The 25,560-nt window shown below is 70.0% G+C and carries 21 protein-coding genes and 2 pseudogenes; 13 read left to right on the top strand and 10 right to left on the bottom strand.

What is annotated here, in order from left to right; all coding sequences use genetic code 11:
- Positions 1-35: 35 nt before the first annotated feature.
- Both M1M07_RS20985 and M1M07_RS20980 read right to left on the bottom strand, forming a co-directional pair.
- Complete coding sequence (locus M1M07_RS20985; protein WP_248675427.1) at positions 36-296, bottom strand: hypothetical protein; 261 nt, start codon at positions 294-296, stop codon at positions 36-38.
- Positions 289-1,665, bottom strand: a complete 1,377-nt coding sequence (locus M1M07_RS20980; RefSeq protein ID WP_197250861.1) for a PspC domain-containing protein — start codon at positions 1,663-1,665, stop codon at positions 289-291. Before M1M07_RS20980 ends, M1M07_RS20985 begins: the two co-directional genes overlap by 8 nt.
- A 95-nt stretch (positions 1,666-1,760) precedes the next feature.
- Between M1M07_RS20980 and M1M07_RS20975 the strand changes: the two genes are divergently transcribed.
- Together M1M07_RS20975 and M1M07_RS20970 are read left to right on the top strand one after the other, a co-directional pair.
- Positions 1,761-3,068 (top strand): ATP-binding protein, encoded by a 1,308-nt coding sequence (locus M1M07_RS20975; RefSeq protein WP_248675426.1) that lies wholly within the window; start codon positions 1,761-1,763, stop codon positions 3,066-3,068.
- A complete protein-coding gene (locus tag M1M07_RS20970) occupies positions 3,065-3,733 on the top strand; it encodes a response regulator transcription factor (protein WP_197250859.1) in 669 nt (222 codons plus the stop codon). The genes M1M07_RS20975 and M1M07_RS20970 overlap by 4 nt, the downstream gene beginning before the upstream one ends.
- A 7-nt stretch (positions 3,734-3,740) precedes the next feature.
- On the opposite strand, the gene M1M07_RS20965 is transcribed toward M1M07_RS20970, so the two are convergent.
- Positions 3,741-4,931, bottom strand: a complete 1,191-nt coding sequence (locus tag M1M07_RS20965; RefSeq protein ID WP_248675425.1) for a serine/threonine-protein kinase — start codon at positions 4,929-4,931, stop codon at positions 3,741-3,743.
- 171 nt (positions 4,932-5,102) lie between these two features.
- Between M1M07_RS20965 and M1M07_RS20960 the strand changes: the two genes are divergently transcribed.
- The 9 genes from M1M07_RS20960 to M1M07_RS20920 all read left to right on the top strand — a co-directional run bounded on the left by M1M07_RS20960 (position 5,103) and on the right by M1M07_RS20920 (position 14,326).
- A complete protein-coding gene (locus M1M07_RS20960; RefSeq protein WP_248675424.1) occupies positions 5,103-5,849 on the top strand; it encodes a hypothetical protein in 747 nt (248 codons plus the stop codon).
- A complete protein-coding gene (locus M1M07_RS20955) occupies positions 5,846-7,414 on the top strand; it encodes a DNA polymerase Y family protein (protein ID WP_248675423.1) in 1,569 nt (522 codons plus the stop codon). Before M1M07_RS20960 ends, M1M07_RS20955 begins: the two co-directional genes overlap by 4 nt.
- Positions 7,415-7,423: 9 nt before the next feature.
- Positions 7,424-8,188: an alpha/beta fold hydrolase gene (locus M1M07_RS20950; RefSeq protein ID WP_248675422.1), complete on the top strand. Its 765-nt coding sequence runs from the start codon at positions 7,424-7,426 to the stop codon at positions 8,186-8,188.
- 2 nt (positions 8,189-8,190) lie between these two features.
- Positions 8,191-9,105, top strand: coding sequence for an exodeoxyribonuclease III (locus tag M1M07_RS20945; RefSeq protein WP_197252672.1), 915 nt, complete (start codon positions 8,191-8,193; stop codon positions 9,103-9,105).
- A gap of 84 nt (positions 9,106-9,189) precedes the next feature.
- Positions 9,190-9,909: an alpha/beta fold hydrolase gene (locus tag M1M07_RS20940; protein ID WP_197252678.1), complete on the top strand. Its 720-nt coding sequence runs from the start codon at positions 9,190-9,192 to the stop codon at positions 9,907-9,909.
- Between the two features lie 405 nt (positions 9,910-10,314).
- Positions 10,315-11,151, top strand: coding sequence for an alpha/beta fold hydrolase (locus M1M07_RS20935; protein ID WP_197252671.1), 837 nt, complete (start codon positions 10,315-10,317; stop codon positions 11,149-11,151).
- Between the two features lie 54 nt (positions 11,152-11,205).
- Positions 11,206-11,736, top strand: coding sequence for a hypothetical protein (locus M1M07_RS20930; protein ID WP_197252670.1), 531 nt, complete (start codon positions 11,206-11,208; stop codon positions 11,734-11,736).
- A 68-nt stretch (positions 11,737-11,804) separates the two neighbouring features.
- Entirely contained in the window at positions 11,805-12,695 is an 891-nt protein-coding gene (locus M1M07_RS20925; protein WP_248675421.1) for a sucrase ferredoxin, read from the top strand.
- Positions 12,696-12,817: 122 nt separating this feature from the next.
- Positions 12,818-14,326, top strand: coding sequence for an FUSC family protein (locus M1M07_RS20920; RefSeq protein WP_248675432.1), 1,509 nt, complete (start codon positions 12,818-12,820; stop codon positions 14,324-14,326).
- Positions 14,327-14,336: 10 nt separating this feature from the next.
- Here the strand turns inward: M1M07_RS20920 and M1M07_RS20915 are convergent, their stop codons facing one another.
- Both M1M07_RS20915 and M1M07_RS20910 read right to left on the bottom strand, forming a co-directional pair.
- Positions 14,337-15,584, bottom strand: a complete 1,248-nt coding sequence (locus M1M07_RS20915) for a low temperature requirement protein A (protein ID WP_248675420.1) — start codon at positions 15,582-15,584, stop codon at positions 14,337-14,339.
- A 67-nt stretch (positions 15,585-15,651) separates the two neighbouring features.
- Positions 15,652-17,775 (bottom strand): MMPL family transporter, encoded by a 2,124-nt coding sequence (locus M1M07_RS20910; protein ID WP_248675419.1) that lies wholly within the window; start codon positions 17,773-17,775, stop codon positions 15,652-15,654.
- A gap of 292 nt (positions 17,776-18,067) precedes the next feature.
- Here M1M07_RS20910 and M1M07_RS20905 point away from each other — a divergent pair, with 292 nt between their 5' ends.
- The gene (locus M1M07_RS20905) at positions 18,068-18,988 is read left to right on the top strand and encodes a D-isomer specific 2-hydroxyacid dehydrogenase family protein (RefSeq protein WP_248675418.1); all 921 of its coding nucleotides are present in this window, start codon (positions 18,068-18,070) and stop codon (positions 18,986-18,988) included.
- Positions 18,989-18,998: 10 nt separating this feature from the next.
- Here the strand turns inward: M1M07_RS20905 and M1M07_RS20900 are convergent, their stop codons facing one another.
- From M1M07_RS20900 to M1M07_RS20890, 3 genes are all read right to left on the bottom strand, one after another.
- Positions 18,999-20,510: an HNH endonuclease signature motif containing protein gene (locus tag M1M07_RS20900; protein WP_248675417.1), complete on the bottom strand. Its 1,512-nt coding sequence runs from the start codon at positions 20,508-20,510 to the stop codon at positions 18,999-19,001.
- 36 nt (positions 20,511-20,546) lie between these two features.
- Positions 20,547-20,846, bottom strand: a complete 300-nt coding sequence (locus tag M1M07_RS20895; protein WP_197252664.1) for a DUF6191 domain-containing protein — start codon at positions 20,844-20,846, stop codon at positions 20,547-20,549.
- A gap of 61 nt (positions 20,847-20,907) precedes the next feature.
- Entirely contained in the window at positions 20,908-22,974 is a 2,067-nt protein-coding gene (locus M1M07_RS20890) for a DNA/RNA helicase domain-containing protein (RefSeq protein WP_248675416.1), read from the bottom strand.
- Positions 22,975-23,158: 184 nt separating this feature from the next.
- Between M1M07_RS20890 and M1M07_RS20885 the strand changes: the two are divergent.
- Positions 23,159-23,658, top strand: a pseudogene (locus tag M1M07_RS20885) (SAM-dependent methyltransferase).
- A 13-nt stretch (positions 23,659-23,671) separates the two neighbouring features.
- On the opposite strand, the pseudogene M1M07_RS20880 reads toward M1M07_RS20885, so the two are convergent.
- Both M1M07_RS20880 and M1M07_RS20875 read right to left on the bottom strand, forming a co-directional pair.
- Positions 23,672-24,638, bottom strand: a pseudogene (locus tag M1M07_RS20880) (TIGR00341 family protein).
- Positions 24,639-25,550: a hypothetical protein gene (locus tag M1M07_RS20875; RefSeq protein ID WP_197252662.1), complete on the bottom strand. Its 912-nt coding sequence runs from the start codon at positions 25,548-25,550 to the stop codon at positions 24,639-24,641.
- Between the last annotated feature and the right edge of the window lie 10 nt (positions 25,551-25,560).

Below are 25,560 nucleotides of genomic sequence, written 5' to 3'. Positions count from 1 at the left end.
CGAGGGGCACAGTGCTTTTCGGAGGTGCGGTGGATTCAGTTCTTCCGGCGGGACCGTTTGCCGGGGGCGAACAGGAGGGCCGCGCCCACCGCCACGGCGACGGCCACGAACACCCAGCGGAACTCGACATTCGCGATCGGGTCCAGGGAGAACGGGCCGATCAGCGCCCACCCGCTGACCGCCAGAGTGGCGATCGCGGCCAGGAGCAGCAGGATCGACGGGCCCCGCCGACGCGAGCAGGTCGCCTCGGTGTCGTCGGAGCCGGATCCGGTGTAGTCGGTGTCGAAGTCAGCCACGGTGCACCTCCGAGTTTCCGAAAGCGGTATCGATATCGAGGGTCAGGACGGGTCCCTTGCGGCCGTCGGCGCCGGCGTCGAAGCCCTGCGTGGGGCACGGCGAGGACGCGCGTTCGGTGCACGTGATGTCGACGTCCAGGTTCGGCGGCAGGAGGATCCGGGAGTTGCCGAACCGGGTCTCCACCGCGACGGTGCGGTCCTCGGTGAGCGTGAGATTGCGCAGATCGAGCTCGAGCTCGCCCATCTGGACCGCGTACTCCGGCTGCAGCTCGGCGGCCGTGCGGGGGGCGTACTGTTGCGGACCCCACCGCGAGGTGTCGATCGGGCCGACCAGCGACGCGAGCACCACGAATCCGATGAGCGGACCGGTCACCACCAGCAGGCCGTGGCCGCGGTGCAGAAACGCGCCGAGCAGCAGTCCCAGCCCGATGACGGCGAGAGCGATCGCCCCGATCCGGGCCGGCGTCAACCATTCCATGCCGGTAGCGGCGGCGACCGCTGCGGCCGCGGCGGCGGCCAGCACCGCCAGGCCAAGTATCGTCGTCGTCAACCGCGACCGCGGCTGCTTCCGATCCGGCACGGGTGTCCGGATCGGTGCCGGTTCGGGAAGATCCCACGCGAACGGGGCGACGCCGAGCGGATCCCAGGACGGAGGCGTCGCCGTCGCGCCGAACGGATCCGGGGCGGGCTGTGCGGGATCGGCGGGCGGTGCCGACTCGTTCGCGCTGCCGGTCGTCTCGGACGTCGCGGCGTCCTTCTTGATCCAGAAGTTCGGGTCCGCCGGTGCCGGTCCGGGAGTGGGAGCCGCCCCTGCGGCGAACGGTTGCTGCGCGAACGGGGCTTGTGTGAACTGGGACGGGGCATACGGCGCCTGCGGGACCGAGAAGTCCGGGAACGGATTCTGCTGGAAGGCCACCGATCCCGGCGGGGGCGGCAGGACCGGAGGTTCCGGCTTGCGCAGGTAGAGCAACCACAGACCCCCGAGCATCAGCATCAAGCTGAGGAATCCGGAACCGCCCAGGCCGGCGCCCACCGGGCCGAGCGCACTCGCGGCCACCGCAAGTGCCACCAGCAGGACGATCACCTTGGTGTTCGAGTCGGCGCTGTGGCCCCGCCCGACGAGAGACTCGACGGGGGAGACGGGATCGCCGTAGCGATTGAGCAGGACCCAGCACGCCAGGTACAGGACGATGCCCGCGCCACCGAAGATGGTGGAGACCACGAACGCGACCCGGATCAGTACCGGATCGACGCCGTACCGAACTCCGATGCCGGCGCACACGCCGGCGACGTGGCCCTGATCGGGCAAGCGCACCGGACGGGTGCGCCACATGTCCGAAAGCTGCTCGGGGAAGCTGCGCGAGTTCATGGACTCATCCTGTCGCCCGCGCGGCGCCCGCACATCAGGGGCGAACCCTGATCTTCGAGCCCCGCAGCAGCCTCCGGGATCAGGGTCGGTCCCCGATGCCGGGGTGCCGAGCGCGTGCCAGTATCGAATATGTGCAACCGGTAGCCAACTTTCCCGTGCCCGTCCCCCGACTCGAACGCCGCGTCGCCGGCCGCGTCGTGGGCGGCGTGGCCGGTGGTCTCGCCGACCATCTCGGCGTGGACGTGATGAAAGTCCGGGTCGCGTTCGCGGTACTCGCAGCGCTCGGGGTCGGCATCGTCGCGTACGGCCTGCTGTGGGCGTTCGTGCCGCAGGGTTCCGACACCGAGCCGCCATCGCCCACCGAGCGTCGCCGCGCGCTGGGTCTGGCGGTCATCGGGCTGGCCCTGGGCGCCGGGCTGTCGTGGCTGCTGAACGGGGGCGCGGCGTCGGTGATCGCGCCGATCGTCGTGGTCGCGGTGGGTGCCGCCCTGGTGTGGCGGGAGTTCGACGTCGACGGGCCGCGGTCGGTCCTCGGGCTGCCGGCCAAACCCACCGTCCTGACATGGGCGCGGGTTCTCGGCGGCCTGACCCTGATCGTCACCGGACTCGGCGTCGTGTTTCTCGCCCAGGTCGACGTCGCTGCATTGCGGTCGTCCCTGCTCGCGGTGGTGGTGACCCTCGTCGGCGCCGGGCTGCTGTCGGTGCCGCTGTGGGTTCGCATGTGGCGAGCGCTCGAGCAGGAACGCGCAGCCCGCGTCCGCAACGAGGAACGCGAGGAGATCGCCTCGCACCTGCACGATTCGGTGCTGCAGACCTTGGCGCTCATCCAGAAGCAGGCCGGTGACGCGCAGGAAGTGGTGCGGCTGGCCCGCAGCCAGGAACGGGAACTGCGGCGCTGGCTGTTCGGCGGCGGGGAGAGTCCCCGCACCAGCCTCGCCGAGGCACTGCGCACCATCGCCGGTGAGGTGGAGGATCAGCACGGGGTGTCCGTCACGCCGGTGATCGTCGGGGACGTCGCACCCGGCGACGACGACGACCTGACCGCCGAATCGTTCACCGCGGTGCTGGGGGCGACCCGCGAAGCACTCGTCAACGCCGCCAAGCACGCCGGAGTGGACAGCGTCGATCTGTTCGCCGAGGCCGAGCCGAACGAGGTGAGCGTGTTCGTCCGCGACCGCGGGACGGGCTTCGACCCGGATCTGGTCCCGGAGGACCGGCAGGGGCTGGCCAAGTCGATCCGGGCGCGGATCGAGCGGCGCGGCGGCCGGGTGGTGGTGAAGTCGGAGCTCGGCAAGGGCACCGAGATCCGGATCCACATGCCCCGCGGCGGTGCGGTGCCGGGGACGGGCTCGCCCCTAGAGTGGCAGGAGGCCGAACCCCAACCCGAGGAGCACACGCAGTGACGTCGAACGGCGCCCCAACTTCACAGTCCTTCCGTGTCTTTCTGGTCGACGACCACGCCGTGTTCCGTTCCGGGGTGCGTACCGAGCTGGGGCGCGAGGCGGACATGGAGATCGTGGGTGAGGCCGGCGGTGTCGCCGAGGCGGTCGCCGGGATCGACGCGACCCGCCCCGATGTCGTGCTGCTCGACGTGCACATGCCCGACGGGGGAGGCGTCGCGGTGCTCAGCCGCATCGCACCCGGGCCCGTGTGCCTGGCGTTGAGCGTGTCCGACGCGGCCGAGGACGTGATCGCGGTGATCCGGGCCGGCGCCCGCGGATACGTCACCAAGACGATCTCGGGCACCGAACTGGCGGATGCGGTGCGGCGGGTGGCCGGCGGCGACGCGGTGTTCAGCCCGCGCCTGGCGGGATTCGTGCTGGATTCGTTCACCGGACGGTCCAACGTCCCGGAGCCGCCGCTGGACCCTGAACTCGACTCGCTGACCCCGCGCGAGCTCGAGGTGCTGCGGCTGCTCGCGCGCGGTTACACCTATCGGGAGATCGCCGAGGAACTGGTGATCTCGGTCAAGACCGTCGAGACCCACGCGTCGAACGTGCTGCGCAAGACCCAGCAGTCGAACCGGAACGCGCTGACCCGCTGGGCGCACCATCGCCGGATCGACTGAAAGCTGTTCAGCCCACCGCCACGGCGATGATCACCGCGACCACGAGTGCGAACACGATCAGCGCGACCATCGCCGCCATCGCCAGCGGCGCGTATGCGACGAGCCGTTCCTTCGGGTCTTGCGGCACAGGCTCTTTCGGGAGCAGCCGGTCCCACAGTTCGGCGGGCCGGGGAATCCCACGCGAGGGCCCGCGCGAAGGCGACACCGGCGGAGGTGCCGGCCGGTCCACGAACGAGCTGCGGGACCGGGTTCCGGCGATCGGTGTGGACCGCTGGGCCCACACGGGAATCGAGCCGTCCTCGGCCAGGATCGGACGTCCGCGCAGCAGTGCGGGATTCGTGCCCGGACCGAGGACGACGGCGGCGAGCCGGTCGCGGGCCTGCGCCATCGTCGGACGGCGGGCGGGGTCGGGTTCGAGCATGGAGAGCAGGACGTCGGTGAGGGGGCCGGTCCGGGTCGGCGGGATGATCTCGGCGCGGGCTACGCGGTGCAGCAATGCGATCGAGTCGGCTTCGAAACCGAACGGGGGCTGGCCCTCGAGGATCGTGTAGAGGGTCGCGCCGAGGGAGAACACGTCGCTGGCTTCGGTGGGATCGTTGCCGCGCGCCACCTCGGGCGCGAAGTAGGCGGGGGTACCGGCGATCACACCGGACTGATCGGAATCGCCGCTCGCCAGGGCGATGCCGAAGTCGCTGATCTTCACGATGCCGAGTTCGTGGCCGCGTTCGGCGACGAGGATGTTGCCGGGTTTGATGTCGCGGTGGATGATGCCCGCCGCGTGTGCGGCGGCCAGGGCGTCGGCCACGTCCGCCCCGATCTGCGCGACCTCGTACGGGGGCAGGGTCTCGACGGTGTTCAGCACCTGGGCGATGCTGCGGGAGGGCAGGTATTCCATGACCAGCCACGGTTCGCCGGCGTCGAGGGCCACGTCGTACATCCCGATGGCGTGCTCGTGCGCGAGCTGCGCGGCGATCCGCCCCTCGCGCAGTGTGCGACGGCGTACCTCGTCGGCGGCCTCCGGCTGCAGGTCCACGGTGGAGACGACCTGTTTGACGGCGACGTCGCGCCCGAGGCGCGTGTCGTGGGCGAGCCACACGGCGCCCATCCCGCCGCCGCCGAGCTTGGAATCGAGCCGGTAGCGACCGGCCACCAGGTGGTCCGGGCCGACAACCCTACCTACTCGTTCCTGTTTCGACACCTTCACGAGAGTAGTGGATGCGAGGGGTCTTTCTGCGCTTGACGGGCCGCCCCAAGATCATGTGTACTGGAAAGGTTCGAAAGTATGTTCGATAGTTGTGACTGAACCACGTCTTCCCCGTGGTGTCGGTGGGCCGTGTTCCCGCGGCCGGCAGATGACGAAGGGGTACATGTGGGTGAGCTCGCCGAGTTTCCGCTCGACGGTGTGGAAAGACCGTCCCGGCAGGAGCGGATCCAGTCGCTGCGCCGGCGGATGGCCGCGATACCCGCGCGCGGGGAGGTGGAACGGGCCGCCCCCGCCGACGCACCCGCCGACCGGTTGCTCCCGGTCCCGGAACCGCTCGCCGATGTGCTGCCCCAGGGTGGTCTGGTCCGTGGCTCCGTCGTATCCGTCTCCGGCGCCACGTCGTTGCTGATCGGTGTTCTCGCCTCGGTGACCGCTGCGGGAGGGCACGCCGCCGTGATCGGCCACCGCCGGCTGAGTCTGCTCGCCGCCGCGGAAATGGGAGCGCAGTTGCAGCGGGTGGCGGTGATTCCCGATCCCGGACCCGATCCGGTGGAGATCGCGGCCGTCCTGCTCGACGGCATGGACCTGGTGATCCTCGGTCTCGGCGGAATCGCGGTGCCGTCGTCGCGAACCCGGGCCGTGACCGCCCGCGCCCGCAGCAAGGGGGCGGTGCTGGTCGTCGTCGACGGCCGGTGGGAGGGGGCGCAGGTTCGGCTCGACGCGCAGGTCAGCGGCTACGAGGGACTCGGGGTGGGACGCGGCCGGTTGCGCGGCACCCGGCTGTCGGTGCGGGCCCAGGGCCGGGCCTTCCCGGCGCGGACCACCCGGATGGACGTGTGTGCCACCCGCACCCGGACCGAATGGAAGCACGCGGACCGCGTCGATTCGCCGCGCCGACCGGTCGCGCTGTGAGCGCCCGCGAACCGGCGCGGGTGCTGGCCCTGTGGTGCCCGGACTGGCCCGCCGTCGCTGCGGCCGCCGCGGCGGACCTGCCCGCGTCGGAACCGGTCGCGGTGGTCGCGGCGAACCGGGTGCTTGCGTGCTCGGCGACCGCCCGCGCCGCCGGGGTACGTCGCGGTCTGCGGCGTCGCGAGGCGCAGGCGAGATGCCCGGAACTGCATGTGCTGCAGGCTGATCCGAATCGTGATGCGCGGCTGTTCGAACCGGTGGTGGAGGCGGTCGACGCGACCGCGCCCGGTGTCGAGGTGCTCCGCCCCGGCCTGGTGGTGCTCGCCGCCCGCGGTGTCGTCCGCTGGTTCGGTTCGGAGGAGGCCGTCGCGGAACGATTGGTCGACGAGGTCGCCGCTCTCGGCGTCGAATGCCAGGTGGGGATCGCCGACGAACTGTCCACCGCGGTGCTCGCGGCGCGCCGCGGAACGCTGGTACCTCCGGGAAAGGGATCGGAATTCCTTGCACCGCTGCCGATTTCCGATCTGGCTGTCGAGCCGTCCCTGGCGGCACCGGAACGTGAGGAACTGGTCGATCTGTTGCGTCGCCTCGGATTGCGCACGATCGGGGCCTTCGCCGCGCTGTCGGCCGGGGACGTCGCCTCGCGTTTCGGGACCGACGCGGTCAGGGCGCACCGCACCGCATGCGGACACCCGGAGCGGCCCCCGTCCGGTCGGACGCCGCCCCCGGACCTGACCGTCGAGCAGCGCTGCGACCCGCCGCTCGAACGGGTGGACGCGGCCGCGTTCGCCGGCCGTGCCCTCGCCGAACTGCTGCACGTGCGGCTCGCGGCGGCCGGGGTCGCGTGCACCCGGTTGCTGGTGGCGGCACGCACCGAGGGCGGCGAGGAACTGGCCCGTACCTGGCGCTGCGCCGAACCGCTGACCCCCGACGGCACCGCCGACCGGGTGCGCTGGCAACTCGACGGCTGGCTCACCGGACGCAGCCGAGACCGGCCGACTGCCGGCATCGAGGTGCTGCGGCTCGAACCGGTGGAGGTGGTATCGGCCGGTGCCCTGCAACCGGGACTGTGGGGCGGCGTCGGCGACGAGGACGAACGAGCCCGCCGCGCGCTGGTGCGGGTGCAGGGCCTGCTCGGCGGTGAGGCCGTCCTCGTGGGGGTGCTCAGCGGCGGCCGGGGCCCGGCCGAACGCATCACCCTGGTGCCGGTCGGGGACGAGCGGGTCCCCGCGTCGGACCCGGAGGCGCCGTGGCCGGGGCGGCTCCCGCCACCCGCCCCGGCCATGGTGCTGACCGTTCCGCCGTCGATCGCGCTGCTCGACGACGCGGGCGCGGAGGTCGCGGTGACCGAGCGCGGGTTGCTGAGCGCGGCACCGGCACATCTGCGGTGGGGAAGCCGTGGATGGCAGGTGGTGGGCTGGGCCGGACCCTGGCCGGTCGACGAGTACTGGTGGGATCCGGCCGAGGCCCGGGCGGTGGCGCGGCTGCAGGTGCTGCTCGACGGGTCGCGGGCGCTGCTGGTGATCCACACCTCGGGCGGCTGGAAAGTGGAGGGGGTCTACGACTGAGTAGGCTCGATGTCCGTGGAAACCGTGTTGACAGCCGAGCCGAACGGTGTGGCGATCGCCTACCGCGACTCGGCGCCGAGCGCTCGCGCCCACCCCGTTCCGGTGGTGCTGGTGCACGGCATGGGCGGTGACAGCCGCACCTGGGACCGCTTCGCCCGCACTCTCGTCACCGCCGGACGCCGGGTCGTCGCGATCGACCTGCGCGGGCACGGACGTAGCGCCCGAGCCGGGTCGTACCTGTTCGGCGAGTTCGCCGCCGACATCACCGGTTTGTGCGACCACCTGAACCTCGACACCGTCGACCTGGTCGGTCATTCGCTCGGAGGCCGCACCGGGTCGCTGATCGCCCAGGATCGCCCGGACCTGGTGCACCGTCTCGTACTCGAGGAATCACCGCTGCCGCTGCGCGCCGGCGATCCCGTCCCGGAGATCCCGTCCCGCCGTCCGACGGTCGCGGAACTGTGGCACGCCACGAGCAGTCTGGTGCGCAACCCGCGCGCGACCATCGCGTTCGACCGGAGCATGACCGCCTCGGCCATCGAACAGTTCCGCACCCCGGACCCGCGGTGGTGGCAGAGGCTGCCGGACCTCGCCGCGCCGACCCTGTTCCTGCGGGGCGCGCGGCCCGGCAGCATGGTCGATCCACACCTGCTCGCCGAGGCTGCCGCGGCACTGCCGAATTGCACCCTCCGCGACATCGCGTGCGGGCACAGCATCCACCGGGACCGTTTCCGCGACTTCGAAGCGGCCGTGCTGCCGTTTCTCATGGACTGACCGTGCGGATCGCGACCTTCAACATCAACGGCATCCGCGCGGCGCAGCGGCGCGGGTTCGAGGACTGGCTGCGCGAACGCGACCCCGACGTGGTCGCGTTGCAGGAGGTCCGTGCCCCGGCCGCTGCGATTCCGCCCGGCGTCTTCGGCAAGTACCACTTCGCCTACGACGAGGGCACTCTCGCCGGCCGCAACGGCGTCGGCATCCTGACCGCGCAGCCACCGGCCGCGGTGCGCACCTGGAGCGGGACCGCGTTGCTGCGTGCGCCCGGCGAGGAACACCTCGATCGGGTCGATCTCGAACGGGTGCCGTTGGCGCGCGGGCTGGGGGAGTTCGCCGGCCAGGGCCGGTATATCGAGGTCGATCTGGCCGACGCCCCGCTCACCGTCGCGTCGCTGTATCTGCCGAAGGGTGGTCTTCCGGCGCACCTGCAGAAGCCGGGGCGGATGCGGGAGGCGCCGGACGGCGGCGCCCGATACGAGCGCAAGATGCGGTTTCTCGCCGCCTTCGCGCGGCAGCTGACGCGGTCGCGCCGCGCGGCGAAGGCGCAGGGCCGGGAACTGTTGCTGATGGGCGATCTCAACATCGCGCACACCCGGCACGACGTGCGGAACTGGCGGCGCAGTAATCAAGCCGAGGGGTTCCTTCCGGAGGAACGCGCGTGGCTCGATTCGCTGCTCTCGCCCCGCACCCTCGTCGACGTCGTCCGCAGCCGGTATCCGGGAGTCGACGGCCCGTATTCGTGGTGGTCGTGGATGGGGGAGTCGTTCACCAACGACGTCGGGTGGCGGATCGACTACCACCTCGCGACTCCGGGTCTGGCGCGCACCGCGACCGTGGGGGGTACGGACCGGGAACCGTCGGCGGATCGCCGGATGAGCGATCACGCGCCGGTCGTCGTCGATTACGACATTTGACGCGAACCACCCATTTCCCGTCTGCCGGAGAACGTGGTATTCATCTTTTGGAGTGGGATTCTGCCAGGGGGAAGCGGGTACGTGGTGGCGACATTTGTTCTGGTACACGGCGGTGGGCACGGCGGGTGGTGCTGGGGGCGCTTGGCGCCGCTGCTGCGCGCCGCGGGCCACGACGTCCACACCCCGACGCTGACCGGTCTCGGTGACCGTGCCCATCTGGTGCGTCCGGGTATCGATCTCGATCACCACATCTCCGACATCCTCGCGGTTCTCGAATTCGAGGGTTTGAGCGACGTCATCCTCGTCGGTCACAGCTACGGCGGCATGGTGATCACCGGAGTCGCGGACCGGGCGCCGGGAAGGATCCGTCACCTCGTCTATCTCGACGCCGCGAGCCCCGCCGACGGGCAGTCCCTCACCGACATCGCCCCGGCCCTCATGGAATTCGCGCGCAGCACCATCCGTGAGGTCGACGGTGCCGAACTCGTGTTGTGGCCGGTACCCGAGATGGGGCGGCTGTACGGGGTCACCGACCCCGACGATCTCGAGTGGATGCAGAATCGGCTCACGCCGCATCCGCTCGAGACCTTCGTCCAACCGCTGTTGTTGATCAACGAGGCCGCGATGCGGAAGATCCCACGAACCGACGTCGTCTGCATCTCCGAGCTGAGTGCGATCGAGGGCGCGAAAGAGGGCAGATCCGATGGTGCGCAACGGGTCTGGGAGATCGAGACCGGTCACGATCTGATGATCACGGAGCCGGAGGCCGTCGCCGAGATGCTGCTGAAGGTCGCTGCGCTCTGAGGGGGTCGCCCGCCGCCCGCAGCCGCCGATGAGGCGGACAGCCGCGCGCTGCCGGTCGTCGGCGTCTGTCATCCGGGCGCGCCGATCTCGGTCGGCCATCCGGGGACCGGTGCTTCGACGATGGGCGCCGTCGTGAGAACGTCGGGGAAAGGCTGTTGTGCGAGAGGATATTCCGCGCCGGAAGAGATCCGGGATGCCCGGGTGTGTCGCCTGCTCTCCCACATCTGTCGTCGATGGTCGAGGACGGCGAGCACCACGTCGTTCTTGTACGGAAAGGTTGCGTAGAGGCGTTCGAGGGAGTGGAGACTGAGTATTCTCTACGCAAGGGGCACCGTGAGGAATGAGCATTCTCCGACGGGGTGGGCCGAATGGTCTGCTCACTTCGCGTTCTGGAAAGGCGAACTCATGCCGTACATCACCGTGGGAACCGAAAACACCACCGACATCGACCTCTACTACGAGGACCACGGCACCGGGCAGCCGGTCGTCCTGATCCACGGCTATCCCCTCGACGGGCACTCCTGGGAGAAGCAGAGCGCCGCACTGCTCGCCGCCGGCTACCGCGTCGTCACCTACGACCGCCGGGGCTTCGGGCAGTCCAGTCAGCCGACCGTCGGCTACGACTACGACACTTTCGCCGCCGACCTGAACGTCGTCCTGGAAACCCTCGACCTGCACGAGGTCGTCCTGGTCGGATTCTCGATGGGCACCGGCGAGGTCGCTCGCTACATCGGCCGGTACGGCTCGGCACGTGTGGCCAAGGCCGCTTTCCTCGGGTCGCTCGAGCCGTATCTGCTGCAAACCGACGACAACCCGGACGGTGCGGCTCCACGCGAGTTCTTCGACGGCATCGTCGCGAAGGTCGAGAAGGACCGCTACGCCTACTTCACCGAGTTCTTCGCCGGCTTCTACAACACCGACGAGAACCTCGGTACCCGGCTGAGCGAGGAAGCGCTGCGCAACAGCTGGAACGTGGCGGCCGGATCCGGGTCGTACGCCGCGGCCGCCGCGCCGCTGACATGGTTCACCGACTTCCGCGACGACATCCCGAAGATCGACGTGCCGGCCCTGATCGTGCACGGCACCGCGGACAACATCCTGCCGATCGATGCCACCGGACGCGCATTCTCACGGCGGCTGCCGACGGCAGAGTACGTCGAGATCGAGGGTGCTCCGCACGGTCTGCTGTGGACCCACGCGGACGAGGTCAACGCGGCGTTGCTGTCCTTCCTGGCCGGCTGACCGACGTCCGACCACGAGCCCCGGTAGGTCGTGGTGGGCACTAGCATCGTGCGCATGGCTCTCACCGCATCGGATCGTCGGCTCCTCGGCTCGGCCGCGGTGTTCGTGGCGTCCCAGGCCAACATGGCCCGCGTCCTCGGATCCACGGCCCCGACCGTGGGCGCGATCCAGACCACCTTCTCGGCGGACAAGTACCGGAAGATCCTCGACAATCTCCAGCCCGAGGACCTGCAGCGCTACCGGCAGCACTACTACTGGGACATGTTGCATCCTTTGACCTTTGCGGTCGCATTGCGGGCAGGAGTGCGGTCGCTGGCCGAGCATCATCCGGTGTCGCCGGGCACCCGCCGTACCCTCGCCGTGGCGTCGGTGGCCGCGGCGGCGAGCGACTACGTCGAGAACATCGCCGGGCTGTATCTGCTCGACCACCGCGACCGCATCGACGACACCACGGTTCGTGCCGTATCGACGATCAGCGTCACCAAGTGGACGCTGGCGTTCGGCTGCTTCGCCTATCTGTCCCAAGGATTCCTGCGCGTGTGGACCCGCGCCGGGTTGCGACGTCTGCGCGGTGAGAAGGGCTGAGAAGTTCGTCCGGCAACTCGCCGAGGGCCGACGCTGCCACGGATGACCGCACCGGCGACAATGGCCGGGTGACCATCGCCGCCCCGATCTGCTCCGCGCTGTCCGTCCCCGAGGAGCCGCTGCCCGGCACCGCCGCCACGGCAGCGGGATATGTGTGCCTCGAGGTTCCCTCCGGGTGGGGTCGCGACGTGCTCGACGGCACCGCCCTCGGAACCGAGCTCGCCACCGAGCTGTCCGCCCGCGCCGACGCGGCGGGGGTGCGCATCCAGTTCATCCGCCGTCCCGGCCGCGACGTGGAGCGTCCGACCCGCACCGTGCTGATCGCCCGCACCGAACCCGGCAACACGTGGTGCGAACGCCTCGAGGTCACCGAGCCGGCCGAGCTGCTCGACATCGTGCCCCGGGTCGTCACCGGACCGGCGCCTCTTCTCGGCGCCGCGGTGACCGACCCGATCGTGCTGGTGTGCGCGCACGGCAAACGCGACCAGTGCTGCGCGGTGCGGGGCCGCCCGATCGCGGCCGCCCTCGCGCAACAGTTCGGCGACACCGTGTGGGAGTGCTCGCACACGGGTGGGCACCGCTTCGCACCGTCGATGATCCTGCTGCCCACCGGCTACACCTACGGTCGGCTCGACGCCGCGCACAGCGCCGACGCGGTGCGTGCCGCGGCCGCCGGCGAGGTGTACCTGCCGGGGCTGCGGGGACGCAGCACGTGGGCCGCGGCCGGTCAGGTCGCGGAGATCGCGGTGCGCGAACTCGACGCCGCTGCCGGTATCGCCGCTGCCGGTATCGATGCCCTCACCGTCGACGAAGCACCCTCACCGATCGTGCGTCACCGCGACGGCCGCGCCTGGCGCGTCGACGTCGAGCTGCACGAACTGCCGGCGCGACCGGCGAGCTGCGGTGCCGCGCCGAAGCCGGTGCGCCCGACCGTCGCGTCGAAGATCACCGCGCTGTAGCGGGTGAGATGCGCCTCACCCGAGGCTTCGGATTCGGGAGCGCGACCGCGATCCTCCTAATCTGAATGGTCGTGCCACGAGTAGACCTGCCGATTCCTGCCCCTGCTGCCCCGTGGCCGGCGATGGTGGGAGTACCGAGGCTGGGACGCAAGTGGCCCGGGGTCGCCCGCGCGGCCGTGACCGTCGCGGTGCCAGGACTTGCCGGTGTCCTCGCCGGCGCCGGACCGGTGTCCGCGATCGCGACGCTCGGCGCGTTCGCCGTCGTGTACGGCGAGACCCGTCCGTATCGGGTGCGGTGGCGGGCCGTGGGGATCGTCGGATGCGTGCTCGTCGCTCTGGCCGGTCTCGGAGCCGCCGTCGGGTCGGTGGTGCACAGCGCCGTCGCGGCCGGCGGATCCGCATGGTGGCCGATGCTCGTGGTGCTCACCATGACGGTGGTGGTGGCGTCGTGTGCGTTCGTCGTCGACGCCCTGCGGCTCGGTGCGCCCGGAGCGTTCCTGATGTTGTTGACCCTCGAGATCGCGTCGTCGCTGCCCGTGGCCGGGGTACCCGTGGCGACGATCGTGGGATGGACGGCGATCGGGGCGGTCGCCGCGCTGGCGGTCGCGATGTCGGGTGCGATCGTCCGGCCGCGCACCGCCGAGCGGACCGCGGTCGCCGCCGCGGTCGCCGCGGTCGAGGCCGTGTGCGAGGAGAACTCGGCGGCGCACCGTCGCGCTGCGGTGCACGATCTGCACGCGGCGTGGCAGTGCCTGCACGACGCCGGGCTCGTCGGATCGGAGCATCCGCTGGTCCGGGCGCTGCAGAGCGCGCACGCACGGTGCGCGACCGTGCTGCACGGCGTCGATCACCACGAAGCCGACCCCGAGGACGACCTCCGTCCGCAGGTTCCACTGCACCGGCCGTCGGTCCGCTACCGACTCGCGCGTGCGGCGCATCCGGACGGTCGATCCGTGACGGTGGTGCTGCGGCTGCTCGTCGCAGGCCCCGTGGCCGGGGGAGTCGCGGTCGCGGCGGGACTGGGGCGGCCGGACTGGGCGGTCATCACCGCGGCGATGATCCTGCACCAGGGACCGGACCGCATCCTCGGCAGCTACCGTGCGGCGCACCGATTCGTGGGGACCGTGCTCGGGCTGGCGCTGCTCGCGGGACTGTCGCTGTTCGACGTGCGCGGGGCCGCGCTCGTACTGGTCTGCGCCGCGATGATGGCCGGCATCGAGGCGTATCTGGTGCGCAACTACGGGCTCGCGATGGTGTTCATCACCCCGCTCGCGCTGATCCTCGGAGCACTCGGCACACCCGCGGATCTGGTCCTGGTCTCACGGGAACGTCTCGTCGAAACCGTCATCGGTGTGGTCGTCGCATTCGCCGTGATGTGGGGTGTGCTGCCGCGGGCGCACCGCCGGATCCTCGTCGACGCGGACGACCAGGTCGCCGGAACGATCGACCGGATCGTCGCAGCCGACGCCCGCGAGCTTGCCGAACTGCGCCGCGACCTCGAATTCGACCTGCACGCCTCGACCGCCGCGGCGATCACTGCTGCCCACACCGAGCCTGCCTGGACCGCGCGGCGATGGGCGGAACACCGTCGCCTGCACGAGCGCGGCTACCGGATCCTGGCCGGCCGTTGATCACCGCAGCTCAGGACGCGCGCAGACGGGCCAGTGCCGCCTCACGCCGCTTCCACAGCACGGTCTCGTCCGCCACGACGATCACCACCGGCGCCGCTGCCATGATCAGCAGGCAGACGGGGACCGGAACACCCAGTGCACCCGCCGTGACGGCCGCGCCGAGGACCACCAGCGCGGCGACGGTCGTCCCGGCGACTCCGAGGTCGACGCCGACGAGCCGGCTGTACAGGGCGGCAAGCGCCACCAGGTACACCGCGACGGGAATTGCGACGGTCGCGAGCACCGTCATCGTCGAGACGTGCGACTCGTGTTCGAGGTGATAGCCGGCCACGTGCAGTCCCGCGCCGACCGCGGCCAGCGCCGCGAACACCACGATGTGCCCGTATCCCCAGCCGAACGAGCGCGACCTGTGATGGTGTAGCGCGTCGCCGAACGGGTACTGGAAGTACACCCACCACAGCCCGAACGTCAGCCCCACCCCGGCCAGACCTGTGACGGCGGCCGTGACGTCCCATCCCTGCAGGTCGACGACCGCCCCGAGCGACGCGACGGTTCCGACGATCACCTCACCGAGCGCGATGATCGTGAGCAGGCTGTACCGCTCCGCGATGTGGTGCGGATGCCACGGTGTCCGTGCGGTGCGCTCACCGAGAACCGGCCCGAGCAACTCGAGCACGATCAGCGGAACGGTCAGCAGGAACGTCTCCCACACCGGGACGTCGACGAAGATCAGCGTGATCCAGCCGAGCTGCGCGATCGACACGAACCCCGCATAGGTCAGCGCCGTGCGGCGCAGCGTCTCGTTCTGCTTCGCCACGCGCAGCCACTGACCCACCAGTCCGACGCGCATCACGACGTACCCCAACACCACGATCCGGTTGTCCAGATAGTCGCCCTCGTCGATCGACGCGAACATCGCCGGCAAGCCCAACGCCAGGATGAGCACGCCGAGCATCTGCAGCATCGTCGCGATGCGATACAACCAGTCGTCCGTGTCGAACGCGGAGGCGAACCAGGCGAAGTTCACCCACGCCCAGCACACCGCCCACATCGCGAAGCCGAACGCGGCGATTCCCGAAGCCATATGGCCCTCGGCGATCAGGTGGGCAGCCTGATTCCCGGCGACACCGAACGCGATGACGAACGTCAGGTCGAGCAGCAACTCGAGCGGGCTGGCGACGCGGAACGACTCGCCGGGATCACGACCACCCATCCGCCGGATGCCGTGCGGGGAACGGGGAGAGGGCGGCGTGTCCAAGAGATCTCCCGGGTGAGGGGGAAGGGGCGTGCCGATGATAAGCGTCGGCAACGCTCCCTTCGCCGGATCAGTGCCCGATGCCGACCTTCTCGTGCACCCGCTTCATCCACGCCGGCGCCCACCAGTTGGCGTCGCCCATCAGCTTCACGAGCGACGGCACCAGCAGCATCCGCACCACCGTCGCGTCGATGATCAGCGCGAGGATCATGCCGACACCGAGGAACCGCATGATCGACAGCCCGGAGATGGTGAACGCCCCGGTGACCACGATCAGCAGCAGTGCCGCCGCCGTCACGACGCGGCCGGTGCGTTCGGTCCCGAACTTCACCGCCTCCTCGGTGGTCGCCCCGGCGGCGCGGGCCTCGACCATCCGGGACATGAGGAACACCTCGTAGTCGGTGGACAGACCGAACACCACCGCCAGGATCAACACCACGAACGACGGTTCGAGCGGGCTCGCGGTCACCCCGAGCAGTGCCGCACCGTGACCGAGCTGGAACACCCAGGTCAGAACACCGAACGTTGCGGCCAGGCTCAGCGCCGCCATCGCGACGGCCTTCAGCGGCAGCACCACCGACCCGAACGCCAGGAACAACAGCACCAGCGTCGAGACCACCATGATCGCGAGCATCACCGGCAGCCACCGCGAGATGGCGGCGTTGCCGTCGTCGACCATCGCCCGGCCGCCACCGACGAGCAGTTCGGTGCCGGCCGGCGCATCGACCGCCCGCAACTCGTGGACGATGTCGCCGGCCCGGGCGGTGCCGTCGACACCCTGCGCATACAGGGCCTGCACCACCGTCACGTCGCCGTTCGAGGCGACCGTCAACGCCTGGGCGATGCCGTCCACCCGGGCCGCCGCGCGGGACACCTCGCCGACCGCGGTCGTGGACGGCGGGCCACCGTCGCTCCCTCGCACCAGGAGCGTGGCGCCGTTACCGGTAGACGGGAAGTCGTCGAGCAACGCCTGGGTCGCCACGCGCGCCGGGGCGTTCTCCGGAAGAGCCGTGTACTCGACCTCCCCGAACGAGGCGCGCAGCACCGGGAACGCCAGCACGAGCAGACCCGCGACGATCGCGACGGCGATGACCGCGGGCCTCCGCATCACCCCGACGACCACCGAACCCCAGAAACGCCGGGCCCGCGCCTCACCGCGATGAGCGGCGTTCTTGCTCCACGTCAGCGAGTTGATCCGTGGCCCGAGGATGGCGAGCAGCGCGGGGATCGCGGTCAGCGCGAGCACAGCCGCACTCAGGACCGCTGCGATCGCGCCGAGACCGAGGGATCGCAGCACCGCCTGCGGGAACACGAGCATCCCGGCGAACGCGCAGATCAGCAGCAGCCCGGAGAACATGACCGTTCGGCCCGCGGTGAGGACGGTGCGTCGGGTCGCCGCCGCCGTGTCGGCGCCGCCCTCGAGTTCCTCGCGGAATCGGCTGACGATGAACAGTCCGTAGTCGATGGCCAGGCCGAGACCGATCAGAGAGGTGACGTTCAGGGCGAACGAGCTCACATCGGTGACCATCGTGAGCAGGCGCAGCGTCGCGAGCGCGCTGAGCACGGCGAGGACACCGACGAACACCGGGACGGCGGCGGCGGTGAGGCCACCGAAGATGATCACCAGCAGGACGAGGGTGATCGGGATCGCGATCGCTTCGGCGCGCAGCAGGTCGTGCTCGAGCGTCGACGTGAAGGCCACGGCGACGACCGAGTTCCCCGCGAACTGCGACTCGACGCCGGGAACCTCGAGCTTCGGCAGCAACGAATCGAACGTGGCGACGGAGACACCCGAGTCGGGGGACAGGGTGATCGACGCGGCGACGCTGCGACCGTCCTTGGACAGCAGGAGCTGGTTCGCCGGGGGCGCCGTGGACCAATAGGTGTTGATCGCGTGAGTGGGCACCTCCGCGGCGAACCGGTCCAGCACCGCGGTGACGTCCGGTTCGATGTCGTCGACGGTCCGGCCCTCGGGGGCCGTGTACATCGCGATGATGTCGGCGGTCTGCGGACCGAAGTTCTCCTCGACGATCTCCGCGACCTTGTAGGACTCGCTGTTCGGGTCGTAGAACCCGGCCGACGACAGATTTCCGAACACGCCGGTGCCCCACGCTCCGGCCACCACCACGATCAGGACGGCGAGTCCGAGAACCCACCATCGCCGGGCGACCACGGTCGTGGCCCAGCGGTTCATGCGCGCTCCATTCGGTCGAGGTGCCGACACCCCGGCCGGGCGTCGTGCCTCCGCGACTGTAGTAGGCCGCACGGATTCGCCGTCGTGGCGGTGGAACGCGGTCGAAACGACCGTGAAGTAGGGGACCGGCACGCCCGATCGCCTCTCGGCGAAAGGCGCAACGCGGCTCCAGCCGAACGGTATTCCACGAGGGCAAATTGTTTTGAGCCCGGGGGATACGTGACGTGCCGATCCGAACGGGGTCAACGCATCGGACCGCGCAGGTATTCCCGGCGGTCGATAGGGTGCGCGTATGCGCGTTCATCTCGGACCGGACCACGACGAACACCTCGCCGCCGCCATCGTCGAGGGCGGCGGCACACTCGTCCCGCTCCACGAGGCCGAGGCGCTGGTGTGGCACGGCGACGTCGACGGTTTCCCCGAGCTCCCGGCGGGGGTGCGCTGGGTGCAGCTCGCGTTCGCGGGCATCGAGCCGTTCTTCCGGGCCGGGATCATCGACCCCGACCGGATATGGACCAACGCGTCCGGGGTGTACGCCGACAACGTCGCCGAATATGCCGTCGGGGCGCTGCTCGTCGGACTGCGGCAGTTCCACGGTTCGATCGCGGCCGCAGCCCGGCCGGTGCAGCGGTGGCAGAAGCCGGTGCTGGACCCGCAGGTGCGGATGCTGCACGGTTCGACCGTCGCGATCGTCGGATGCGGCGGTATCGGCCGCGCGATGATCCCGCGACTGCGTGCGCTCGGCGTCGACGTGGTCGCCGTGAACTATTCCGGTCGCCCCGTGGAGGGAGCATCGGTGACGTTTCCGGCGAGCCGCACCGCCGAGGTGTGGACGATGGCCGATCACTTCGTGGTCGCGGCACCGGCGACCGCGGACACCGACCGGCTCGTGAACGCCGAGGCGCTCGACGCGATGCCCGACACCGCGTGGCTCGTCAATGTCGCGCGCGGCAACCTCGTCGACTCCGACGCGCTCGTCGATGCGCTGCGTGGCGGGAAGATCGCCGGTGCCGTCCTCGACGTCACCGACCCCGAGCCACTGCCCGACGACCATCCGCTGTGGACGTTCGACAACGTCGTGATCACCCCGCACATCGCGAACACCCGCACCGGGCTGAACGCGACGCTCGCGCCGACGGTGCGTGAGAACGTCGCCCGGTTCATCGCGGGGGAGCAGCTGATCGCACTCGTCGATCCCGCGGCGGGCTACTGACGCTCCGGGGTTACGGACCGTCACCGTCACCCGTATCTCCGGTCGGCTCCCGCAGCCACCGACGCCGGTGCTCGCGCAGCTCGTCTTCGCGGCGGGCGCGGTAGTGCGCCAACGCCGCCGACAACAGATCACCGAGATGATGACGGTGATTGACCCGAGGCTTCTGCTCGGGGTCGATGTGCGGTGGCGGGATCCACTCCGTGCGACCCGGGTGCTCGGAGTTGGCCGACGCGACGCGCGTTTGCCAGCCGCCGGGCCCGTCGTGCACCAGTGCGTGGCAGGCATCGCAGGCGAGGTCCTCGTTGGTGATGTCGGTGGGTCCGCCGTCCTGCCATTCGGTGATGTGGTGGACCGCGGTGAGTGTTGCCGGAGCATCGCAGCCCGGGCGGGTGCAGCCGCCGGAGGCGGCGATCAACGCCAGCCGCTGATCGGCCGAGGCGAGTCGTTTCGCGCGGCCGAGATGCAGGGGCCGGCCGTGGTGATCGAAAATCGCCAGCACCGGATGCGCGGTCTCGGCCATGCGCAGCGCGTCGCGGATCGGCACCAGCCCGCCGGAGGCGGTGGTGACGACGCCGGACTCCTCTTCGAGCTGTTTGACGGTCATGGTCAGGATCGCGGTCACCGGCAGCCCGCGGTGGCTGCCGAGCACACCCGACGACAAGATCTGCCACAGGGCGACTTTCAGTCCGTCGTGGTTGCGCTGCACCGCGGTGCGGGTGTCGCGGGCCGCGGCCTTGGCGAGCGCGTCGCGGTCGAGGGTCTCGGATTCGACATCACCGGAAGGTGATTCGGGGTCGTCCGGATTGTTCATGCCGGGGCGGGCGAGTTTCGCCAGGACCGGTTCGAGCAGCGCCCGGGTCTCGGGATCGATGAGCCCGGAGATCGGGGTCATGAGATCGACGCCCTGCTTGCCGATCCGCAGACCACGCCGACGCTTGCGTTCCTTCTCGTCCGGCACGTCCCCGTCCGGATTCAGGTACGCGAGCAGATGCGCGCCGAGTTTCACGAGATCGTCGGGCGTGACCGAGCAGGCCGCGTCCGCCAGGATCTGCTCGGCGACGGTGATCTCGTCGAATCCGACCCCGTGCGGCACCTTCCGCATCACCTTCGCGACCGCGGCGACATGGTCGGATCCGATGGTCCCGGTCTTCACAGCGGCCGCGGTGGCCGGCAGTTCCGGTTCGATGTCCTCGCCGTCGAGGGAATGCCAGGTGCCGACCTTCTTCGCGCCCTTGACCCGCCGGGCCGCGTCGGCGCCGGAGATCCGCAGCGTGCCGACCAGGAAGTCGTTGACCGAGCGGCACCCGAGGTCTTCCGGGACCCGCCGTTCGACGGCCTCGACGATCGCCCGATGGCCGACGGCAGTGGCCCTGCGCAGGACGGTTTCGAAGCGCTGGAAGAACTCGACCAGGTCGTCGTTCGGCAGGCCGGTCAGATCGTCCTCGAGCAGGCCGTCCACCGCGGCGTCGAGGGCGGCCAGCCGCGTCCCGACGACCTCCCCTTCGACGCTGTTCGAAATCATGTTCGAACTATAGCGAGACCCACCGACATCTCGGGATCAGTCGTCCGGGCTGTGCAGTCGCACCGTTCCGCCGTCGAGGTCGACGCCCAGCGGATCGGCACCGGTGCCCTGGTTGTGCCGCGAGGTGCGCTGCCGCTGCTGTTCCTCGGCGACGTGGCGGTACGACGGTGACAACAGAGTCTGAATCTCGCCGAACGCTCCCATGACCGCCCCGCCGTTCACCGGCGGCTTGCGTTTGCGCCAGTAGATCCAGCCGCGACGCTCGGCGAACAGGGCGGCGCGGTCCAGAATCACGCCGGCCAGGACGACGATTGCGAGCCAGACAACTGCGGACATGCGGCCTCCGGATGCCGTTCTCCGTTCGGGGCGATCGGGGTATGAGATCGGAGAGTACCGCTCAGGGGCGCATACCCGCTGCGACGTCGTGCTCGGAGCCCGACGACGAAGAGATATCGACGAGACCGGACAGCGCCGGCGGCAGCGGCGTCCGGTGGAGGACGCCGAGCCGCTGTGTGGCGCGGGTGAGCGCGACGTACAGCTCGGCCGCGCCGCGCGGACCGTCGGCGAGAATCCGGTCCGGATCGACCACCAGCACGGTGTCGAACTCGAGGCCCTTCGTTTCGGCCGCCGCGACCGCACCGGGTACATCGGGCGGACCGATCACGACGCTGGTGCCCTCGCGTCCGGACTCGTCGCGGACGAATTCTTCGATCGCCGAGGCGATGTCGTCGTCGCCGACGTGCCGGGACCACGGGGCGACTCCACATGCGCGCACCGACTCCGGTGGCGTTGTGTCGGGCGAGAACTCGGCGAGCAACGCGGCTGCGACGGTCATGATCTCCGTGGGGGTGCGCCAGTCCATTTCGGACAATTCCTGCGCCTCGTCGACCACGACGTGCCCGTATGTCCAATCCCGATCCGCGGCGGCACGTTCGGCGAGGTCTCGGGTGTCGCGTTCGACGAAGCGGTCCGCGAGCTCCTCGGCGTAGAGCAGGTCGGTGGCGAACAGGTGGTCCTCGTCGTCCATGTGATCCTCACGGTTCGTCATGAGGTCGAGAACCCCGGCAGCGTAGGCGGTTTCCCTCTTTCGCTCGGACTCGGCCGCGTCGACGGTGTCGACCGTGCCGAGGAGGTCGACGAGTTCGTCGAGCAGTGGCACGTCGGACACGGTCCACGCGTCGCCGTGCTCGCGCAGGAGCGCGTCGTCACCGCCGGCCGCCCGCAGCCGGGCGGGTGACGAGAACAGCTCCGACAACAGTGTTTCCGGTGTCAGAACCGGCCACAGGTCGTCGAGAACCCGGGTGAAGACATCGTTCTCGGCGAGTTCGCCGCGCAGGTCCTCGCGCAGGTTCTCCCACGCCGCGCGGTCGTCGCGGGACAGCCAGCCCCGGCCGATACGAGCGATCGCCCGTTCCGTCAGCGCCCATGTCACGACGTCGGTGAACACGGCCCGGGCCTGGTTGTGCGGAAGACCGCTCGCGCGGGCCTCGTCCCGTGCCCACCGAGCGATCTCGGCGTCGAGTCGCACGGTGACGTCCGTGAGTTCGACGAGCACCGGGTCCTGCGGCAGGCGCTGACGGTCCGCGATCGCGGCGGTCAGCACATTCAGGATGGCCACCGAACCCTTCGATCGCGCGGCCTCGGCGGTGTCCTCGGCGGTGACGTGAAGGCCGGGCACGAGATCGCCGGTGGTCGCGAACACCACGTTCGTCTCGCCGAGCGACGGCAGGACGTGGGCGATGTGGTCCAGGAGCGTCGGGTTCGGTCCGACGACGAGCACCCCGTGACGCTGCATCCGTTCGCGCTGCGTGTAGAGCAGGTATGCGACGCGATGCAGGGCGACGGCGGTCTTGCCGGTGCCGGGTCCGCCCTCGATGACCAGCACGCCCGGATGGTCGAGGCGGATGATCGCGTCCTGTTCGGCCTGGATGGTCGCGACGATGTCGCGCATGCCCTGCTCTCGCGGCGCGTTCACCGCCGCGAGCAGCGCGGCATCACCCCGGCCGCCGCGGTCACGACCGTCGGGGCGGCCGAGGACTTCGTCGGTGAACTCGACGACCTCGCGTCCACGGGTGTGGAACTGTCGGCGCCGCCGCATGCCTTCCGGGTGGGAGCCGGTCGCGACGTAGAACGGGCGTGCCGCCGGGGCGCGCCAGTCGAGCAGCAGTGGTTCGTATTCGTTCGTCCGGTCGAACATGCCGATCCGGCCGATGTAGGAGACTTCGCCGGTCGGCGTGTCGAGCCGGCCGAAGCACAGCCCGCCTTCCGCGACGTTCAGCCGCTGCACCTCCCGGGCCAGCGTGCGCACCTCGACCTCGCGATCCACGAGCGTCCCGCCGCTGCCCCGCAACGCGGCCGCATACCGCGCCTTCGCCTCCGCCCGCTCGGCATCGAGCCGCGCGTACAGGCCGGCTACACAACTGCGCTCGGACCGGAGCTCGTCCTCATACCCTCGGATCGACATGTGCGCCTCACTTCCCTCACCGCTGCGATCATGGGTTTCCGCTACGGCCAGCGATTGTGCGGCACGAGCGGGGCCTTGCCGCAAGACCCCGGGTGCGCTATACGTTGAAAGTGAGAGAGGCGCAGCGCCTCTCTTCTTCGTATTCGCGGGTTCGCGTCCGAGAGTCTTCCGGGACGATCCGGTGATGGATCAGCCCGGATACGACGCGGTTGCCGACCTCTACGCCGATACCTTTCCCGCCACGTACACGACTCCCCTCGAGCGTGCGGTGGTCGCAGCCGGGAGATGCTCCGGATCGCGCGGGATCTGTACCCGGGCCTCCGTTTCGAACGGGACGACGCGCACCTCGCCTCCACCGATCTCGGCGGCCGCGGTATCGCGGCGATCATCGCCCGGTTCAGCCTGATCCACGTGCCACCCAGCGGAATTCCCGACGTGCTCGCCGGCTGGGCATCCAGGACTTCCCCCGGTGTAGTGGTCGCGGTTGCGGCACAATCCACCGACGAAGCGGGAGAGGTCGTCGAGTTCGATCACGCCGTCGCACCGGCCTGGCGGTGGCACCCGGACCGGCTCGCCGAGTCGCTCGCCGCCGCCGGTTTCGACGAGATGTGGCGGACGGTCAGCCGTCCCGACACCGGGTACCACCGGTTTCCCGAGGTGCATCTCGTTTCTCGTCGCCGCTGACCGGGACCGTCCACTACTCCGGCTCGACGCGGGACCCGACGGTGTGGACGACCTGGAGTTCGGGATCCCACGGGAAGAGCCCGTCGACGGCATCTTCCAACTCGCTCAACGGGGGTAGTTCGGCGGGACCGAGTACGGACACGGTGACGGTGTCGCCCTGCCACGCCACATCCGTGACCTCGGCTCCGGGCGTCGAGCCGAGCCACTGCTGCGTCACGTTGGAAACCTGCCGTGCCCACAGCGATGCGAGGGAGTTGACGACCATCGGCACCGCGACGACGACCAGCGCGATCGTGAGGATCACGTACGCACGGCGCCGCCCGGTCCGGAGACTGTCCTCCGCGGAGTAACCGGCGGCGACGAGCACGACGCGCGGTGATGATCATCGCGATCACGTTGGAGGCGAACAGGATGAACGCCCCTGCTGCCAGTGCCCCGGCTCCCGAGCCCAGGCAGACTCCGACCACGGCAAGTGGCGGAACGAGGGAGATCGCGATCGCAACGCCCGGCAGGACGTCGCCGACGTCGCGGCGTGTAATCGCGACCGCCCCGACGAGGCCGGTCGCGAGAGCGGCGGTCAGATCCATCAGGGTGGGGGACGTACGCCCGAGAACCTGCGAGTTGCTCAGCACGGAAGCCGGATTCGCCAGTACCTGAGCGAATACGACGCCGAGCAGGACGACCAGCACGATGCCGGCGACGATGTACAGCAGGCTGCGAACGATCAGGGATCCGCGCCCGACGGTGATGCCCAGTCCCACACCGAGTATCGGCGTGGACAGCGGCGCCACGATCATCGCGCCGATCACGGTTGCGTTCGAGTCGCTCACCACGCCCGCCACCGCGATCACGGCGGACAGTGTGAGCATCGCCCAGAATGCCGAACGTTTCGCCCCCGCATCACCGACGGACAGGTCCAGGCGGTCTTCGAGTTCGCCGAGGTCACGACGCTGGCTCGAGGGAATCACCAGGTGCAGCATTCACGACCTCCCGTCGGAGCCATCGCTTTCGGTTCCTGCCGAGTCGTTCGCCCCGGGAGGACGGTCGGACGACCGAGAATCCGACGTGGCGGTGGGCACAGAGTACGCCGGAACGCGGTCCGTCATCGAAGCTTCGGCAATCACCGGTGCGGCCACGAGCACCACCGCGAAGACGAACAGCCAGCCGATCCCGCTGAACACGATTCCGAGTACGCCGAAGTGCGCATACGAGTCTGCGATCACCCGCGGCATCACGATGCGGCTCGCTGCATCGAGCCCGGTGAGCAACGTCGCTGTGATCATCCCGGTGATCCACAGGACCCGGCCGGAGACGAACCCCACCGTCAGCAGGTAGGGGCATCCCGCCCACACGCACGTCCACAGGCACCACTGGCCGACCAGGATCAGGATCGGAATCTCCGACAGCTGGATCAGCGCGACGAGCGGAATCGAGCCGGCCACGACGAACAGGACAGCGAACCACCGCCAGGCATCGGGCAACCCGAGGCTCGGTGTGTGCCATACCTTTCCGTACATGCGGCCGAGAGCGCGCGCGAACGACGTCCCGCCGATCACGACCATGATCACGCCCACCACCCCGAACGCGGCGGTCTGCGGGATCATCGGCAGGGCGTCGCCGGGGTAAAGGAGCGAGGTGTCGATGCGGTAGCGGTCCTGCACGGTGCGTCGCACCACGGTCGTGTCGGCGACGATCGACGCGGCCATGAGCACCGGCAGTACGGACGTGAACAGCTGAGCGGCCAGTGTCATCGCCCGGTCCACCAGCTCGATCTGTGCCAGTCCCACCAGGGTCCGCTCGACGACGCGACCGACGGGATTCGACGACAGACGAGCCTCGAGAGCGAGGATCGCGGCGTTCTTCGGCCGAGGTTGCTCTGTGGGTCGAGCCATGCCGGAATCC

Origin of the sequence: Rhodococcus sp. HM1 (assembly GCF_023218075.1) — a bacterium.
Classification (GTDB): domain Bacteria; phylum Actinomycetota; class Actinomycetes; order Mycobacteriales; family Mycobacteriaceae; genus Rhodococcus.
This window is presented reverse-complemented; position numbering and strand designations above follow the sequence as displayed.